Annotated in this window: 16 protein-coding genes; 9 read left to right on the top strand and 7 right to left on the bottom strand. The window is 65.2% G+C overall.

All coding sequences use genetic code 11. From position 1 onward, the window contains the following. Window positions 1-63: 63 nt before the first annotated feature. Complete coding sequence (locus V5F77_RS10180) at window positions 64-966, bottom strand: LysR substrate-binding domain-containing protein (protein ID WP_429005235.1); 903 nt, start codon at window positions 964-966, stop codon at window positions 64-66. Between the two features lie 95 nt (window positions 967-1,061). Here V5F77_RS10180 and V5F77_RS10175 point away from each other — a divergent pair, with 95 nt between their 5' ends. Further along, window positions 1,062-2,120 (top strand): YeiH family protein, encoded by a 1,059-nt coding sequence (locus V5F77_RS10175; RefSeq protein ID WP_429005234.1) that lies wholly within the window; start codon window positions 1,062-1,064, stop codon window positions 2,118-2,120. Here V5F77_RS10175 and V5F77_RS10170 read toward each other — a convergent pair. Then, a complete protein-coding gene (locus V5F77_RS10170; protein WP_429005233.1) occupies window positions 2,117-3,172 on the bottom strand; it encodes a LacI family DNA-binding transcriptional regulator in 1,056 nt (351 codons plus the stop codon). The genes V5F77_RS10175 and V5F77_RS10170 overlap by 4 nt on opposite strands. Window positions 3,173-3,398: 226 nt before the next feature. On the opposite strand from V5F77_RS10170, the gene V5F77_RS10165 reads away from it, so the two are divergent. From V5F77_RS10165 to V5F77_RS10135, 7 genes are all read left to right on the top strand, one after another. Then, window positions 3,399-4,184, top strand: coding sequence for an ABC transporter permease (locus V5F77_RS10165; RefSeq protein WP_429005232.1), 786 nt, complete (start codon window positions 3,399-3,401; stop codon window positions 4,182-4,184). Then, the gene (locus tag V5F77_RS10160; protein ID WP_429005231.1) at window positions 4,181-4,963 is read left to right on the top strand and encodes an ABC transporter permease; all 783 of its coding nucleotides are present in this window, start codon (window positions 4,181-4,183) and stop codon (window positions 4,961-4,963) included. Before V5F77_RS10165 ends, V5F77_RS10160 begins: the two co-directional genes overlap by 4 nt. Window positions 4,964-4,969: 6 nt before the next feature. Continuing rightward, on the top strand, window positions 4,970-5,758 hold the full coding sequence (locus V5F77_RS10155) for an ABC transporter ATP-binding protein (RefSeq protein WP_429005230.1): 789 nt from the start codon (window positions 4,970-4,972) through the stop codon (window positions 5,756-5,758). A 51-nt stretch (window positions 5,759-5,809) separates the two neighbouring features. Next, window positions 5,810-6,865 carry an ABC transporter substrate-binding protein gene (locus V5F77_RS10150; RefSeq protein ID WP_429005229.1) on the top strand — a complete coding sequence of 352 codons (1,056 nt, stop codon included), beginning with the start codon at window positions 5,810-5,812 and terminating at the stop codon, window positions 6,863-6,865. A gap of 74 nt (window positions 6,866-6,939) precedes the next feature. Beyond that, on the top strand, window positions 6,940-8,253 hold the full coding sequence (locus V5F77_RS10145) for a sulfopropanediol 3-dehydrogenase (protein ID WP_429005228.1): 1,314 nt from the start codon (window positions 6,940-6,942) through the stop codon (window positions 8,251-8,253). Continuing rightward, complete coding sequence (locus V5F77_RS10140; protein ID WP_429005227.1) at window positions 8,246-9,034, top strand: SDR family NAD(P)-dependent oxidoreductase; 789 nt, start codon at window positions 8,246-8,248, stop codon at window positions 9,032-9,034. Before V5F77_RS10145 ends, V5F77_RS10140 begins: the two co-directional genes overlap by 8 nt. A gap of 10 nt (window positions 9,035-9,044) precedes the next feature. Next, window positions 9,045-10,040 (top strand): zinc-dependent alcohol dehydrogenase, encoded by a 996-nt coding sequence (locus V5F77_RS10135; RefSeq protein WP_429005226.1) that lies wholly within the window; start codon window positions 9,045-9,047, stop codon window positions 10,038-10,040. Between the two features lie 18 nt (window positions 10,041-10,058). Here V5F77_RS10135 and V5F77_RS10130 read toward each other — a convergent pair whose 3' ends face one another. From V5F77_RS10130 to V5F77_RS10120, 3 genes are read right to left on the bottom strand one after another with little or no spacing between them, the layout of a single operon-like run. After that, on the bottom strand, window positions 10,059-10,475 hold the full coding sequence (locus V5F77_RS10130) for a GtrA family protein (RefSeq protein ID WP_429005225.1): 417 nt from the start codon (window positions 10,473-10,475) through the stop codon (window positions 10,059-10,061). A 28-nt stretch (window positions 10,476-10,503) separates the two neighbouring features. Next, window positions 10,504-11,820, bottom strand: coding sequence for an NAD(P)/FAD-dependent oxidoreductase (locus V5F77_RS10125; RefSeq protein ID WP_429005224.1), 1,317 nt, complete (start codon window positions 11,818-11,820; stop codon window positions 10,504-10,506). An 11-nt stretch (window positions 11,821-11,831) separates the two neighbouring features. Next, the gene (locus tag V5F77_RS10120; protein ID WP_429005223.1) at window positions 11,832-12,809 is read right to left on the bottom strand and encodes an NAD-dependent epimerase/dehydratase family protein; all 978 of its coding nucleotides are present in this window, start codon (window positions 12,807-12,809) and stop codon (window positions 11,832-11,834) included. 105 nt (window positions 12,810-12,914) lie between these two features. Between V5F77_RS10120 and V5F77_RS10115 the strand changes: the two genes are divergently transcribed. Continuing rightward, on the top strand, window positions 12,915-13,655 hold the full coding sequence (locus V5F77_RS10115) for a M15 family metallopeptidase (RefSeq protein ID WP_429005222.1): 741 nt from the start codon (window positions 12,915-12,917) through the stop codon (window positions 13,653-13,655). A gap of 12 nt (window positions 13,656-13,667) precedes the next feature. Here the strand turns inward: V5F77_RS10115 and V5F77_RS10110 are convergent, their stop codons facing one another. Both V5F77_RS10110 and V5F77_RS10105 read right to left on the bottom strand, forming a co-directional pair. After that, window positions 13,668-14,069, bottom strand: coding sequence for a hypothetical protein (locus V5F77_RS10110; protein ID WP_429005221.1), 402 nt, complete (start codon window positions 14,067-14,069; stop codon window positions 13,668-13,670). Then, window positions 14,056-14,535 (bottom strand): hypothetical protein, encoded by a 480-nt coding sequence (locus V5F77_RS10105; protein ID WP_429005220.1) that lies wholly within the window; start codon window positions 14,533-14,535, stop codon window positions 14,056-14,058. The genes V5F77_RS10110 and V5F77_RS10105 overlap by 14 nt, the downstream gene beginning before the upstream one ends. Window positions 14,536-14,542 lie beyond the last annotated feature (7 nt).

The raw sequence follows: 14,542 nt of genomic DNA, 5'->3' as shown, positions 1-14,542 counted from the left end.
GATTTTGTGAATATAAAAAATAACAAAAAATTCGAGTTAAAATAGCCCGCCCTGGGCCAGAACTTATGTGGGCTGAATGTCTGGCCGGCAGATGAAGGCTTCGAACGCGGCTGCGGCAAAGCGCAGATGCTGTCCCTTGAGCGTCAGCCGGTAGAGCGGGCGGCGCACCACGAGGCCCTCCACGGGCACCACCTTGAGCACCCCGAGTGAAATCTGATCCTTGGCCGCAGCGGCGGAAACAATGGCGATCCCGAGCCCCGCCGCCACCACCTGCTTGATGGCTTCGGTGCTTCCAACCTCCATGACCATGCGTGGCCGCACGGCAAATGCCTCGAGCGCCAGAACCACCACGTCGCGGGTCCCCGATCCCGCCTCGCGGACGATGTGGCGCGCGTGGTCAAGATCCGAAGGCAAGACCGGTCCTTCCATCTGCGCCAGGGGATGGTCGGGAGCGGCGATGACCACCAATTCGTCCGTCAGCCAGGGATGGGAAATCAGGCTCGGATGTTCAACCGGCCCTTCCACCAGAGCCACGTCAATGTCACGGGACAGCAATCGATCGGCGATGTCCTGGGTGTTGGCGCTGGTCAGGCGAAGGTGCAAATCCGGGTGAATGTCCTGGAACGCGCCCAGCAGGCGCGGCAGCACATAGGTTGCGATGGTCGTGCTTGCCCCCACATGCAATTCGCCTTGGGCGAGACCGCGCAGGGCCTGGAGCTCCTCTTCGGCGCGCCGCTCGGCGGCGAACAACGCGGTCGCATGCGAGAGCAGGACGCTGCCGGCTTCGGTCAGGCGGACGCCGGCGGGACTGCGCTCCAGCAGCACGCAATGGAGCTGTCCCTCAAGTTCCCGCACCCCCTTGGAGACCGCGGGCTGGCTGATGTTGAGCACCTCCGCCGCACGGGAAAAGCTGTGCTGCTCCGCCACGGAAGTAAATAGACGAAGTAAATGGAGATTTATCGCCATAACCGCACTTCATGATGGAGTGAGCAAACTGTATTTGCGCTTCTGGCCCGTGCGTGTGCACTAGAACCCCTAAGAACGAACAGGTGAGTTGCGCCGTGCCAAAAGCCTCGAACTGGCTGCTTGATGTTATCCCAGGTGTGGCGCTGTGCGCAGCGGTCACGGGGGTGGCCTACGCCATTCAGATCATTGAGGAGCACCTCAGCGGCCATCCCTACGTGGAAGCCTTGGTGCTCGCCATCCTTATTGGCACCCTGCTGCGCACCCTGTGGACGCCCGGCCCGCGTTTCAAGCCGGGAATAGCCTTTTCCGGGAAGATCCTGCTGGAGATTGCGGTGATGTTTCTCGGCGCCTCGCTGAGTGCCGCAGCGCTTGCGGCCGCTGGGCCGGCACTGCTCGTCGGCATTGCCGGGGTGGTCGCGGTGGCGCTGTTTGCCTCCTATGGCGTCGGGCGACTGCTGGGCTTGCCGCACAAGATGGCGCTGCTGATTGCCTGCGGCAATTCCATTTGCGGAAATTCCGCTATCGCTGCAGTCGCTTCCGTGATCGAAGCGGAAGGCGACGATGTGGCCTCCTCGATCTCCTTCACCGCCATCCTTGGCGTCATCGTGGTGCTGAGCCTGCCGCTGCTGATTCCCATTCTTGCTTTGTCGGATACCCAATATGGCGTGCTGGCGGGCCTCACGGTCTATGCTGTGCCGCAGGTTCTTGCGGCCACTGTGCCCATCGGACCCCTTGCGACTCAGATCGGCACGGTTGTGAAGCTGGTGCGGGTGTTGATGTTGGGGCCGGTGGTGTTCTGCGCCGCGCTGGCTCATGGCCGCTCGCTCGCTTCTCCGAGGGCCGTGCCGGTGGGCGCATCCGTGGTGGCGCAGCCGCCGCGCCTTCCGCTCCACAAGCTCGTGCCCTGGTTCATCGTTGGCTTCATCCTGTTCGCAGTCCTGCGATCCCTGGGCCTGCTTCCCCAAGCCCTGCTGGGGCCGCTGGCGCTGGTGACGACGGTCTTCACCGTGCTCTCCATGGCCGCGCTCGGGCTAGGGGTGGACCTGCGGGTGCTGGGTCGGGTCGGCGGGCGGGCAACATTGGTCGTCACGCTCTCGCTGGCGCTGCTGTTGATCGCCAGCATCATCCTGATCCGCGTCCTGGGTGTGGTCTAACCTTCGGCGCTCGCGGGGAATTCCTTCGCCTTATCACCTCCCCCGGCGGGTGCGGCGGTGGATTTGCGCACGACAAGTTCAATCGGCAGTTCGGTCCGTTTCGCCTGCGGCATCCCTTTCAGCTCCGCGAGCAGATGGGCGGCGACGGTGCGGCCGAGCTGGGCCGTGGGCAGGTGAACCGTCGTCATGGGCGGGGTGACATGGGTGGCGATCTCAAGATTGTCGATGCCCACGATCGAGACCGCCTGCGGCACGGCGATTCCACGCGCCTGGGCTTCGAACAGAGCACCCACGGCCAGCAGGTCATTGCCGCCGATGATCGCCGTGGGGGGAAGGGCATGGCCCATCAATTCGTTCATCCCCACGCGGCCCCCGGCGAGCGTAAAGGGTTGCTGGACGACGCAGGACTCAAGCAATTCCAATCCTTCGCGCGCCAATGCGGCGCGCACGCCGGCCACCCGGAGGCGGGCGCGATCGTTGGAGGTGGTATAACCAGAAATCATGCCGAATCGGCGATGGCCAAGGCCGAGCAGGTGCTCCGCCACCCTTCGGCCCGCCGCCTCATTGTCGAAGCCGACCGATGCGAAGCGGGGGTCGAAGGACCAGCTCAGGATCACCGGCACCGTCGCGCCGCCCAGCAGATCCCAGGTCTCGTCGAGATGGTCGGCACCCACCACCATCAAGGCATCGACGCCCCGTGCGAGCAAGGCGCGGACCGAGACCGCTTCCTGCGCGGGAGAATATTCATGAGCTGCGACAAGGAGTTGGTATCCGTTGGCGGCGAGTTCCGTCTGCATGGCCTGGATCGCGCGGGCGAAGATGGCGTGGTCCAGCGTCGGTACCACCGCGCCAATCGTCAAGGTGCGCCCAGAGGCCAGGGCGCGGGCGGCGCCGCCGGGCACATAGTTCAGGCGACGCACCGCATCGCCCACCTTCTCGCGCGTGTCCCGCTGCACCAGGTCGGGGCGGGAGAGGGTGCGCGAGACGGTGGCGGTGGAAACCCCGGCCAGCCGGGCCACATCGTCGAGGGTCGCTTTGCCCTTGAAGTTCATGCGTGTTCGCCGCTTTTCACCGGATGTTCTGCAGATGTATCCGCTTTTCCGCAGAAGTTCTCGCGATTAAACTTCAGGACTGAAACAAATCCCAAGCGAAAAATCTGCGCCGCGCGGTTGACAGGCAGGCGCCGTCTGATAGCGTAAATGAAAGCGCTTACATTGGTTCAGTCATGAAGTGCGGGACGCCTCCGTCAGATGAGGCGCCTGATATAGGGAGGAAGAGATGCCGCTCGACCGGAGGTCTGCGGTTGGTCTTGCGACGATCGTCGTCCTGGTGGCGGCGTGGTATCTCGCGACCAGCGCAACCGGATTGATTTCGCCCGGCCGGTTCCCTGCGCCGGCGGATACGTTCGCCGCCGTGACCCAATCGCTCGGCCGGGGCTATGCCGATGCCACCTTGCCAATCCATATCCTTCAGTCGCTGAAGCTGGTGGTGTTCGGCTTCCTGGCTTCCATCCTGGTGGGCGTGCCGCTCGGCCTGTTGATGGGCTGGAACCCGGTGGCCGAGGCGCTGCTGAACCCGGTGTTCCTTCTGCTGCGGCCGATCCCGCCTCTGGCCTGGATCCCGCTGGCTATTCTTTGGCTGGGTCTTGGTGATTCCGCAAAAATCATGGTGATTTTTTTCGCCGCCTTCGTCCCCTCGGTCATCAATACCCATGCCGGGGTGCGCAATATTGATCGGCCCCTGATCGAGGCGGCGCGCATGCTCGGGACGCCGCGCGCCCGGTTCGTGTGGGAGGTGCTGGTGCCAGGTGCGGCGCCGATGATCTTCACCGGTCTGCGCCTTTCGCTCCAGGCGAGCTGGACCACCCTGGTCGCCGCCGAACTGGTGGGTGCGCTCGCCGGCCTCGGCCATGTGCTGAACGTGGCCCAGCAGGACCTTTTCCCCGGCATGATCCTGGTGGGCATGATCTCGGTGGCAGTGTTCGGTGCCCTTACCACAGGCCTGCTCGCTTATGCCGAGCGCCATGTGGTGACCTGGGTGCGGGTGAAGGGAGCTGCCGCATGATCGCGACGCTCTCGCCGCTCCATCGTCTCACGCTCGGGGTCGTCGGCTTTCTCGCCTTCCTTTCACTGTGGGCCGGGCTTGCCGCGAGCGGGCTCGTGAATCCGGACTTCCTGCCCGGACCGGTTTCGGTGGTGGCGCGATTGCTGACGCTGCTGACGACCCCGTTCGCCGGCGGCACGCTTCAGCTCCACCTCGCCTCCAGCCTTCAGCGGTTCGCCAGCGGCTATCTCCTGGCGGTGGCCATCGGCGTGCCCTTGGGCCTGCTGATGGGGCGTTTTCGCCTGCTGGACGATATCGTCACGCCGATGTTCGATGCGCTGCGCTTCATCGCGCCCATCGCCTGGGTTCCGTTCGCGGCCCTGTGGTTCGGCACGGGTTTCGGGGGCCCGGTGCTGATCATTTTCTCCGGCGCATTCCCGCCCTGTCTCATCAATGCCTATCGCGGCGCCCGCTATGTGGATGCGCGCTATCTGGAGGCGGCCGAGATGCTCGGCACCCCCAATTGGAGGATCATCCTGGAGGTGCTCCTTCCGGCCTCGGTGCCGTCCATCGTCGCCGGCCTGCGCATCAGCGCCGGGCTCGGCTGGCAGTCACTCGTGGGCGCGGAACTGATCGTCGCGTCCACGGGTGTCGGCTACCTGATGGTGCAGGCGCAGAGCGCGGTTTCAACCACCACCGTGATGGTCGGCATGCTGGCCATCGGTTTCGTCGGCGTCCTGATCGACGTCGCCCTTCGTATGGTCGAAGCGCGCATCGGCCGCCGGCTCGGAAAAGTGTGAGGAACCATGAGCAGCATCCGCTTCGACGCTGTCGGCAAGACGTTCGGAAATGCGGTTTCCGTTCTCGAAGGCATCAATCTCGACGTCGCAGACAAGGAATTCCTTGCCATCGTGGGCCCGTCCGGCTGCGGCAAGACCACCTGCCTGCGCCTCGCGGCGGGGTTTGAATTTCCCACCTCCGGCCGGGTGCTTGTTGGCAACAGCGTGGTCACGCGGCCGGGGCCGGATCGGGCCGTGGTGTTCCAGCAGTTCGCCTTGTTCCCCTGGAAGACGGTGGCCGAAAACATCGAACTTGGCCTGCGCAACAAGGGCATGGCGCGGGAGGAGCGGCGTACCCGCGTCGCCGATGCGGTCGGCATGATCGGCCTCGGTGGCTATGAAGAGGCCTATCCCCATCAATTGTCCGGCGGCATGCAGCAGCGCGTCGCCATCGCCCGCGCCTATGTGCTCGACCCCCAGGTGCTGCTGATGGACGAGCCGTTCGGCGCGCTGGACGCGCAGACCCGCGTGGTGATGCAGGAGGAATTGGTGCGCCTTGCCCGCCGCAATCCGCGCACGGTCCTGTTCATCACCCACGGTGTCGAGGAAGCAGTCTATCTCGCCGACCGGGTGGCCATCATGAGCAAGCGGCCCGGGCGCATCAAAGAGATCATCGACGTCAAATCGGTGCGCCTTGCCGACAATTGGGAGCGTCACAGCCGCATCGAGGATGTGATGGATCTTGAATCCTTCGTCCATCTGCGCACCCACATCTGGAAGTCACTGCGCGAAGAAAAGGCAGGCACCGACCATTGAGGACGGGCCGCCATTGAGAGCCGCAAAGCGGCCGATCTGGGAGGAAACCACATGAAGACGAGCTTTAAAGCAGCAATCCTGGCCCTTGGCCTCGCCACCGCCCTCGCTCCTGCGGCGCGGGCCGAGGAGCAGAAGATCAACATCTCCTACCAGCCCTCGCTCTATTGGGCGCTGCCGTTCTACATCGCCTCGGAAAAGGGCTGGTGGAAGGACGTCGGGCTTGTGCCCTCGTTCGCCACCTTCCCGGCGGGCGCACCGCAGGTTGCGGCGGCACAGGCCAGTTCCTGGGATGTCGGCGGCACCGGATCGGTGCCCGCCGTGCTCGGCGCGGCGCGCTTCGGCCTGATGACGATCGGCGTCACCAACGACGAATCCAAGACCAATGCCATCATGGCGCGCGGCGACAAGGTGGAGGCCCTGCGTAAGGACCCCAAGAAACTGGTCGGCCAAAAGCTCCTGCTGACCACCAATTCCACCGCCGATTATGCCGCCCGCAACTGCCTGAAGAAGTGGGGCATGTCTTCCTCCGACATGCAGTTCGTCAATCTTGGACAGGCGCAGATCATCTCGGCGATGATTTCCAACAACGGCGACGTGGTGGGCGTGTGGGCGCCCAATACCTATACGCTGGAAGAAAAGGCCGGTGCGAAGGTGCTGTGCTCCGGCGCCGATGCCGATGCGGTGGTGCCCGGCGCCCTCGTGGTGCGGGCGGATTATGCCAAGCAGAATCCCGAGGCGGTGGCGAAGGTGCTCGCGGTCTATGTGCGGGCCTGGAGCTGGGCCAAGGCTAATCCCAAGGAGGCGAAGGCGCTCGCCAAGCAATTCTACGCCCAAGGCGGGGTCGAGGCGTCGGATGCCGCCATCGACCAGGAATTTGCCCTGCGTCCCACCTTCTCCCTGGGCGAGCAGCTTCACCTGATGGACCGCGCCAAAGGCGCCTCCGAACTGGACGGTTGGCTGTCGCGGATCGGCACCTTCATGAGCGATGTCGGCACCATTTCGGCCTCGCCGGACCCCAAAAGCTATGTGAGCGACAGCTTCATGAAGCGGGTTGCCGCAGATCCCAAGCTGAAGGCGTTCGCGACCGAATTCGACAAGTCGAACTGACGCCGCACGCAGCGGCGCCGGAATTTTCTGACCCAACCACCGGCGCCGCTGGCCGGACCCCATGGAGACTGAAGATGGCGATCGAGTATCTGAAGCGGGCCACCAAGACCCCCGAGAGCGAAACCGGCACGGCGCGCGAGGTTGTCACGGCAATGCTCGGCGAGATCGAGCTGCGCGGCGAGCAGGCGGTGCGCGACTATGCCCTCAAGCTCGACAAGTGGGACGGGGAGATCCTCGTCACCCGCGATGAGATGGAGCGCCGCGCCGACGAGGTGCCCGAACTGGTGCGCCGAGACATCGATTTCGCCGCCGCCCAGGTGCGCCGGTTCGCCGAGGCGCAGCGCGATAGCGTGCAGGATTTCTCGGTGGAATTGCTGCCCGGCCTCGTTGCCGGCCAGAAGCTGGTGCCCTGCACCGTCGCGGGATGCTACGTGCCCACCGGCCGCTATGCCCACATCGCCTCTGCCTACATGTCGGTGGCAACCGCCAAGGCGGCCGGAGTGGAGACGGTGGTCGCTTGCTCGACCCCGTTCCGCGGGCAAGGCATCCATCCTTACGTGCTTTATGCCATGAAGGTGGCGGGCGCGGACATTGTGATGACGCTCGGCGGCGTCCAGGCCATTGCCGCCATGGCCTTCGGCCTGTTCACCGGCAAGCCGGCGGACATCATCGTCGGCCCCGGCAACAAGTTCGTCGCCGAAGCCAAGCGCATGCTGTTCGGCAAGGTCGGCATCGACGTATTCGCCGGCCCCTCCGAAGTGGCGGTGATCGCCGATGAGACGGCGGATGCCCACATCGTCGCCGTGGATCTGGTGGGGCAAGCCGAGCACGGGCACGAAAGCCCGGCATGGCTGTTCACCTCGTCCCGCGCTTTGGCGGAAGACGTGATGCGCCGCATTCCCGGCCTGATCGCCGAACTGCCGCCGACCGCTCGCGATGCCGCCACCGCCGCCTGGAACGATTACGGCGAGGTGATCGTGTGCGACAGCCGTGCGGAACTGGTGGAGATTTCCGACCGCTATGCCAGCGAGCATCTGGAGGTGCACACGTCCGACCTCGACTGGTGGCTGGCCAACCTCTCGAACTACGGCTCGCTGTTCCTAGGGGAGGAGACCACCGTGGCATTCGGCGACAAGACCTCGGGGCCGAACCACATCCTGCCCACCAAGTTCGCGGCGCGCTATTCCGCTGGCCTCTCGGTGCACAAATTCCTCAAGCCCCTGACCTGGCAGCGCATGGACCGCAATGCCTGCAAGACCATCGCCCAGGCGACGGCGCGGATCTCGCGGCTTGAAGGCATGGAAGCCCATGCGCGCACCGCCGACGTGCGGCTCGCGAAATACTTCCCCGGCCATAATTTCGATATGGGTGCGCCGGTCGATGCCTGAGGATGGTTCAAACTTCCGCCTGCACTCCCTGTTCGACCTGACGGGGCGCACCGCCCTCATCACCGGCGGCAATTCCGGCATCGGGCTCGCGCTGGCGCGCGCGCTCGGGCTTGCGGGGGCAGAGGTGGTGCTCGTGGCGCGCCGCCCCGCGGATTTGGAAACCGCCAGCGCAAGCTTGCGGGACGACGACATTGCGAGCCAGTGGATTGCCGGCGACCTCGCCTTGCCCGACGGCCCGGACGCCATCGCCGCCGTGCTGACGCAACGCGGGGTTTCCCCCGACATCCTGGTGAATGGTGCCGGCATCAATCTGCGCCAGCCGTTCATGGAGGTGACGCAGGACGCCTTTGACCTGCACATGGCGGTGCATGTGCGGGCGCCTTTCCGCCTGGTGCAAATGTTCGCCCCGGACATGGCGGCGCGCGGGTATGGGCGGATCGTCAATATCGCCTCGCTGCAATCCTTCCGGGCCTTTCCCAACTCCGCCCCCTATGGCGCGGCGAAGGGGGCGATCGTCCAATTGACGCGCGCCATCGCCGAGGAATGGTCGCCGCGCGGCATCACCTGTAACGCCATCGCGCCCGGCTTCTTTCCGACCCCGCTCACCCAGGCCGTGTTCGACGACGATGTGCGCGCCGCCCGCAACGCGGCACAGACTGCCATCGGCCGCAACGGCGCGTTGGAAGACCTGTATGGCGCGGTCGTGTTCCTGGCCTCCGACGCCGCCGCGTATGTCACCGGGCAGGTGCTCGCGGTGGACGGCGGCTTCACCGCCAAATGATGGAATTGTCATGAGAGCCCTGGTCTATACCGGCCCCCATTCCCTGGAACTGGGCGAGGTGGCCGAGCCCGTGCCCGGCAATGACGAAGTGCTCGTGCGGGTCGAGGCGGTCGGCATCTGCGGGTCCGACATGCACGCCTATCACGGCCATGACGCGCGCCGGCCGGCACCTCTGGTACTTGGCCACGAGGCGGCGGGGCGCATCGCCAGCGGGCCGCGCGCGGGGGAGCGGGTCACGGTGAATCCGCTCGTCGTGTGCGGCACCTGCCGCGCCTGCGAGGCCGGGCGGCCGCATCTGTGCCCCTCGCGGCAGATCCTCTCCATGCCACCGCGCCCCGGCGCCTTCGCTGAACTGGTGCGGGTGCCCGAGCGTAATCTCGTCGTGATCCCGGAGGATTTTCCGGTCGCGAAGGCGGCGCTCGCCGAGCCGGTGGCGGTCTCCTATCACGCGGTGAACCAGGGGGCGCGGCTCCTGGACATGCCGCTCTCCGCCGCGCGCTGCCTCGTGATCGGCGGTGGCGCCATCGGCCTTGCCGCCGCGCTGGTCCTGGCCATGCAGGGGGCGGCGGAGATCTTTGTCGCCGAACCCCATGCGGGACGACGCGCGACGCTGGCGCGGGCCGGAAATTTCCGCTATTACGCGCCGGGGGAGGCGGGTGCGCCGCAGGAGGGCAGCATCGACCTCGTCATCGACGCGGTAGGCGCCGCCGCGACGCGGGCCAGCGCCAGCGCCCTGGTGCGACCGGGCGGGGTGATCGTCCATGCCGGCCTGCTGCCGGGTGTGGACGGGTTCGACGTGCGACGCATCACCTTGCAGGAGATCATCGTCACGGGCACCTATTGCTACACGCCCGCCGACTTCCGCGCGACGGTCGATGCCCTCGCCTCGGGTCGCCTGGGGGCGCTGGACTGGTTCGAGGAGCGCGGCCTTGCGGAGGGCATCGCCGCATTCCAGGACATCGATGCCGGTAGGGCTGCCGCCGCCAAAATCATCCTGCGGCTTTGAAACCGCACCGTGCCGCGGTCACGACGGGCTGCGGAAGGTGATGAATTTGTGCGCGGCGAAGTTCACGAACACCGGCATGATGATGGCGATGCCGTGCGCGGCTGCCTCGGCGATCCATAGCGGCGCGATATGGGAGAACGCCCGCTCCAGCCCTACCGCCACCGCCAGCACCGGGGGAAAGGCTAAGGCGTTGAACAGGAAAAACCACGCCATTTCCCGATGCAATGCCTTCCCCGAGGCGGGAAACACGAACAGGCGGTTCAGCGTGAATGCGGTAAAGAACCCGACCAGATAGGCGAGGCTCACGGAAATCCAATAATTGAAGAACAGGTCGAAAATGAACCTGCTGCCGAAGTTCAAGCCCGCCGCCAACCCGCCTGCGAGCAGGAATTTGCCGAACTGGCCGTTCATGTAAAAGGCGATCAGGCGCTTCATGTCATCTCTTCATTAGGCGCCGTGCGCCTCATCCAAATACCGGTTCGCGGCGGGGCACGTGGTCTGTGCCGATGGCTGCCGCCATCTCCTTGGCGAGCCGCGTACCCTCCGACACCCCACGGTCCTCGGGGTAATAGAAGCAGGTATCGGCCACCTGGAGGCCGGCGATGGGCGTTCGGATCGGCGGGATTTTTGCGGCGAAACCCGGCTCGCACAAAGGCTGGGCATAGCGCAGTCGCCCGACGCGCGAGGACAGGCGGTCGCTGTCGGTCAATTGCGGATTGACGCGCTTGAGATAGCCGAAGCTCTCGGCGATCAGGGCTGCGTCGTCCCACTGCCATTTCGGTTGGTCGGCGGGCATGTAATAGGGCACGTAGACCACCGGATCCGGCATCGCCCGCAGGTTGGAAAACTCGATGATGCCGGGGATCTCGATTTCTGGATCGACGATGTTCACCCAGAAATGGGGTGTCACCGAGCGCTTCAGCTTATGCAAAACGCAGATCACGCCGATGTTGCGGATCGCGTCATAGGCGTCCTTGGAGGCCTGCGGCAGGTCCGGCACGAGTTCGGAGACGAACGGGGTCGGCACGGTCGAGATCACCGCTTCGGCGGGAAAAAAGCGCCCGCCGGCGTGGACGCCGGTCACCTTGCCGTTAACCGTCTCCACCCGTTCGCAGGGCGTCGAGAGGTGCACCCGCCCGCCACGCCCCTCAATGGAACGCATCAAAGCGTCCACCAGGGTCTGCGATCCGCCCTGGATATGTCCCAGTTCCTCCTGGAACAAGGATTTGCGGGAATTGCCGATGCGCCGCACCCGCGTCGCGATCCAGGCGGCCGAGACGTCGTCGGCATATTGATAGAATTTCAGCTCCATCAGGCGACGCCAGAGCTTGTCGTAGACGCTGGCACCGGACCCCTTTTCGATCCAGTCGCGCGCGGAAACCGTCTCCAGGTCGTCGAATGACGTGCGCTTGGAGGTGGCGAACATCTGCAGTCCGTAGCGCAGCTTCTCCAGCGGATTCAGCAGGGAGGTGGCCAGCAGGGAAATGGGGTCGCCCCATTTGTGCAGGGCGTTGTCCTTGAAATAGGCCATGGAGGTCGGACGCCAGCGCATCTTGTCGGCGATGCCCAGTTCGGACATCAGGGCGAAGGTGGGGGCGTCCGGCTTGCAGATGAAATGATAGAAGCGCTCGATGGACAGACCGTCGAAGTCGAAATGGGCCGCCATGCCGCCGGCCACAGAATCGGCCTCCACCACCTCCACCTCGTGGCCGAGGGAGAGGGCATAATGGGCGGCGGCGAGCCCCATGGCCCCAGCGCCGATGATCACGGTCTTTACCATGTGGGCCGCTCCTAGAAATCCAGCACGATCTTGGAATAGCGCGGATCGAGGAAGGTTTCCTCAAGAGCCTGTTTCAGCGGCGTTTCCGGCACGTTGAAGATCTTCGGCCAGTCGATCACCGGAAACACTTCCGGGATCACCAGCGCCTGGAGCTGGTTGACGGTGAAGGGCGGGTTCTTGTCCACCAGCGCATAGGTCTTCAGGAGGGCATAAAAGGCGGCATAGGGAATCTTGACGATCCGCGCCTTGGCGCCGGTGATGCTTTTGATGAGCCGGATGATGTCGATATAATCGATCTCGGTCCGGCCCGAGATGTCGTAGGTGCCGGTGATGCGGCTCTCGATGGCCGAAGCGATGATGGCGGAGAAGTCGCCCGCATAAAGCGGCTGGCGGCGAAACTTGCCGGAGCCGGGGATCGGGAACACGGGCACACGATCCATGAATCGCCGCAGCCAGCCGAGATGCTTGCGGTCGAACCAGCCGAACATGAGCGTTGGGCGCAGCACCACATGGGGCGTCTTGACCGTATCGACGAAGCGCTCCTGCGCCGTCTTGGTCTCCACATAGAAGTCCTTGGCCTCCGAATTCACCACGGAGGAGGAGATGGCGACGAAATAGGGGACGTCATGCTTGCGCACCGCATCAATGATGCGCTCGGTGGCCGTGACGTTGTTGGCGACGAATTCGGACCGGTCGAGCCCGCCGATCTGGGCCTGGTTGATCACCACCGCATCGGCACCGGCGAAGGCGTCCATCCAGGGGCCGGGAGCACTGAGATCGGCCTCCATCACCTCGATATCGGGATGGAGCTGGCGCAGCCGGGCGGTATTGGCTGGGTGCTTGTCGATGCCGATCACCCGATAGCCACGGGACTTCAGGCGCGGAACGAGATTCTGTCCGACAAGACCGGCGGCTCCGGTGACGATGATGGTCTTCATGAATGGCCCGAGCCGATGCGGGTTGATGGGTGCGGTATATTTGGCCTTCACATGCCAGAGCCGTCCCCCCGGCGCAATGGCTGGGGCTCGCCAGCCACAAAGAGAAACCTAGGCTCCCCCGGGGGCGCGGTCTCCACGCGGTGGGATGGCGCCGGCGTGCAGGTGGTTTATTCTGCCGACCTTCCCCCCGCGCTTGACCGGACGCCCATGATCGACCGCATCGTCAAACCCGCCGCGTTTGCCCTCGCCATGGGCGGCCTCATGCCTGCCGCGCGCGCCGACGAGGCGCCGCCCAGCGATTTCGTTGACGTGGCATCTGTGGTTCCGAGCGCGCGCTTCGATGTGCGCTATCACGGCGCCGACAATTTCGTCGGCACGCGCGTGGACGGTTATGAGGCGCCGCGCTGCTATCTCACCCGTCCGGCCGCCGCCGCCGTGGCCGCCGTCGCGCAGGACGTAGGCAAGGACGGCCTCGCCCTGCTGATCTTCGATTGCTACCGGCCGACCCGTGCGGTGGCGCATTTTGCCCGCTGGGCGGCAGATCTCGCGGACCAGCACACCAAGGCGGAATATTATCCCGACGTGGACAAGAAGGACCTGTTCGCCGAAGGCTACATCGCCGCCCGCTCCGGCCATTCGCGCGGCTCCACGCTCGACCTGACCCTGGTCGAGGCGGCCGGCGGGCGGGAATTGGACATGGGCACGCCGTTCGATCTGTTCAGCCCGCGCTCCTGGCCCGCCGATCATTCGGTCAGCCCGCAGCAGCGCGCCAATCGCCGCCGGCTCACCTACGCCATGATCCGCAACGGCTTCGTGCCGTTCGAAAAGGAATGGTGGCATTTCACCCTGGCGGAGGAGCCGTTCCCGGACACCTATTTCGATTTTCCGATCCGCTGAAGCCTCCGCGTCTCAATGGGCGGTGGCTTCCTCGACCTTCAAGCGGCGGCCCCAAGTGTCGAAGAATTGGCCCTCGTTCAGCACCAGCCGGTCTGCCTTCACCCGCGCTTCCAGGGCGCGCAGGCGGCTGCGGGCTTCCCCATTGAGCAGAGGGCCTCCGGCATCGAGCACGGGGAAGAAGGCGCATCCGTCCCATGTCTTGCCCGAGCCGGCGAACAGCGCCACGATCTGCGGCCAGCGGATCTCGTCGCCGATGATGTTGAAGAAGGTGGAGGCTAGCGGCGCCACCTCCAGCCCGCCGATCCGCACCAGCACCACCAGGGCGGTGAAAGGTCCGTGCTGGGCGAACGCATCGCGCAGCCACTGGTCGAATTCGGTGAGGTCCGCCCGGCCCTTGCGGCTAGTAGTCGACACGCGGCGTCTCCGGAATGTAGTGCTCGAAGAGATACCAGAACGGGCTTTCCCGCGTCTCGCCATACCAGGTTTCGAATACGGCAAGAGCTTGTGCGGGGTCGGTGGAGGACTCGGCCCCGGACGTCGCGGATTCCACCTCCGATTCCGGATGGGCGGCCGCGAACAGGGCCAGAGCGACCGGCGCGAAATGGGTGAGCACGGCGTCTCGGGCATCGCTCATGTCGTCCCAGCCAAGCCGCACCCGCAGGTGTGCCTGAATGGCGGCAACGGCCAGTTCCGGCGACTCGGCACCCTCGGCGAGGGTGGCGAATGTCGCCATCAGATTGCTGCGGCGATGGGCATGGGCGCGGGCGTTGGCCAGCGCGGCGGCGTGCGCTTCGGTCTCGCGGCGGAACTCGACCTCGGCCCGCTCGGCCGCTGCCGCTGCCGTTTCTAGGTCGGCGAGATAGGCGGAAAGGGGGGTCATCTGCGTC

The sequence above is a fragment of the Roseixanthobacter psychrophilus genome (assembly GCF_043195195.1).
Lineage (GTDB): Bacteria > Pseudomonadota > Alphaproteobacteria > Rhizobiales > Xanthobacteraceae > NCEH01.
The sequence above is the reverse complement of the archived record's forward strand: the minus strand, read 5'-3'. Positions and strand labels throughout refer to the sequence as shown.